The sequence below is a fragment of the Kitasatospora sp. MY 5-36 genome (assembly GCF_001182915.1).
Taxonomy (GTDB): Bacteria; Actinomycetota; Actinomycetes; order Streptomycetales; family Streptomycetaceae; genus Kitasatospora.
Genome location: NZ_LFVW01001028.1, coordinates 1 through 2,329, shown reverse-complemented (window position 1 = coordinate 2,329; position 2,329 = coordinate 1). Strand labels below are relative to the sequence as shown.

Genomic DNA, 2,329 nt, shown 5'->3' with positions numbered 1-2,329 from the left:
CGGCGAGGGCGTCCGCCGGGCCGTCCCAGCCGAGGCCGAGGAGTTCGAACGGTGCGGTGCCGCGCGGGGCGAGGCCGGTCCCGGCGGGCAGCGGGAGCGTGGTGGTGGAGCCGCCGCCGGCGAAGTCGTGGCGGCGCGGGGCGGACGAGGGGGTCGCACCGGCGGCGGGCTGGAGCAGGAGGGCGGCGGTGCAGCCGGCGAGCAGGGCGGCCGGAAGTGAGAGGCGCATAAACCGGATCGTCGCCGCAAACCGGACCGCCCGCCACGCCGCTCCGCGCCCGTTCGGCCGCCCCTCCCGACCTCCCACCCGAAGGCCGTAGGCTGGGGCGCACCATGACTGCGCCTTTCGCTGCCGACGCCCGCACCCCCGTCGAGCTGCTGCACGCATTCCTGCGCGGCGGCACGCCTTCGGTCGATCCCGCGGCCCCTCTGGTCACCTTCTACGACGACGCCACCGGCGAACGGGTGGAGCTGTCCGCCCGGACCTTCGACAACTGGGTGGCCAAGACGGCCAACCTCCTCCAGGACGAGCTGAACGCCGGCCCCGGCGACCGGGCGGCGCTGCTGCTGCCCGCCCACTGGCAGAGCGCCGTCTGGCTGCTGGCCTGCTGGTCGGTCGGGGTGACGGCGGTGCCGGGCGGCGACCCGGCCGCCGCCGACCTGGTGGTCAGCGGCCCGGACGGGCTGGAGGCCGCCCAGGCCTGCGAGGGCGAGCGGGTCGCGCTCGCCCTGCGTCCGCTCGGCGGCCGCTTCCCGCAGCGCCCGGACGGCTTCCTCGACTACGCCGCCGAGGTGCCCGGCCAGGGCGACCGCTTCGCCCCGTACTCCCCCGTCGCCCCGGAGGGGCCGGCGCTGGAGACCGCGGTGGACGGGCTGCCGCTGAAGCTGACGGGCGAGCAGACCGTGGCGCTGGCCCGGGAGGGGGCGGCACGGCTCGGCCTGAAGCCCGGCGACCGCGTGCTGTCCACCCTCTCGTACGACGACTGGACCGGTCTGGAGGCCGGTCTGCTGGCGCCGCTGGCGGCCGGCGCCTCGGTGGTGCTCTGCCGCAACTCGCAGGCGCTGGACGCCGGGCAGTGGGAGAAGCGGACCGAATCCGAACGGGTGACACTGCGCCTCGGCTAACCCCCGGCCCGGGCCCGGCGGGTAGGGATCGCTGCCATGGCCGAGGACGACACCGAGCACCCCCCGACCGCCACTCCCCCGACGAACGGCGCGGCCCAGGACGGCCCGCCGACGGACACCCCTCCGGGCGGGAGCGGACGCCCGCGCAGGCGCCGGCGGTGGCTGATGATCACCGCCGGCGCCGTCGCGTTCCTGCTGGTCGCCACCGGGGTGCTGCTCTGGATCGCCTACCGCACGCTGGACGGCAACATCCGCGCGGACTCGGCCACCGACCGGCTGCTCGCCAAACTGGAGGCCGAGCGGCCGAGCCGCACCGCCGGGGCGCGGGGCGCCGAGAACCTCCTGCTGATCGGCAGTGACGACCGCTCCGGCGCGAACGGCTCGTACGGCGGCGAGCCGGGCAGCCAGCGCTCGGACACCACGATCCTGCTGCACCTGGCCGCCGACCGCAGGCACGCGACGGCGGTCTCCGTGCCGCGGGACGTCATGGTCACCGTCCCCGCCTGCGAGAAGCCGGACGGCACCCGCAGCAGGCCCGCGCTGATGCAGTTCAACTGGGCCTTCGAGACGGGTGGTCCGGCCTGCTCGATCCGGGCCGTCGAGCAGTTGAGCGGCATCCGGATCGACCACTACGTGATCCTCGACTTCAGCGGCTTCAAGACGATGGTGGACGCGATCGGCGGGGTCGAGGTGTGCGTGCCGCAGCCGATCCACGACAAGGACGCCAAGCTCGACCTGGCCGCCGGCCGGCGGACCCTGCACGGCGAGCAGGCCCTCGGCTACGTCCGGGCCCGGGAGAGCCTGGGCGACGGCAGCGACACCCAGCGCATGGGCCGTCAGCAGCAGTTCCTGGCCGCGCTGATCCGCAAGGTGCAGTCGCAGGGCGTGCTGCTGAACCCGGCGAAGCTGTGGCCGGTGCTGGACGCCGCGACCTCCTCGGTCCGGGCGGACGGCGCGCTGTCCTCGCTCGGCGCGCTGTACGACCTCACCCAGGACCTGCGCGGCATCCCCTCGGCGGACGTGGTCTTCCTGACCGCGCCGCGCCGCCCGTACCGCTACGACTCGGACCGGGACGAGTTCGTGCAGCCGCAGACCGGCCAGCTGTTCGCGGCGCTGCGGGACGACCGGCCGGTCGCCGTCCGGGCGCCCGGGTCCACGCCGTCCCCGGGGCCGGTCCCGGGGGCGGGCCGCTCGCCGGCGGCGG

At 76.0% G+C, this 2,329-nt stretch carries 2 protein-coding genes and 1 pseudogene; 2 read left to right on the top strand and 1 reads right to left on the bottom strand.

The window, feature by feature from the left end:
• Nucleotides 1-229: pseudogene (locus tag AE652_RS39715) on the bottom strand (hypothetical protein); the annotation flags it as partial.
• Between the two features lie 104 nt (nt 230-333).
• On the opposite strand from AE652_RS39715, the gene AE652_RS39710 reads away from it, so the two are divergent.
• Nucleotides 334-1,125, top strand: coding sequence for a TIGR03089 family protein (locus AE652_RS39710; protein WP_049660500.1), 792 nt, complete (start codon nt 334-336; stop codon nt 1,123-1,125).
• A 36-nt stretch (nt 1,126-1,161) separates the two neighbouring features.
• A partial coding sequence (locus AE652_RS39705; RefSeq protein WP_049660497.1) for an LCP family protein occupies nt 1,162-2,329 on the top strand: 1,168 nt, incomplete at its 3' end.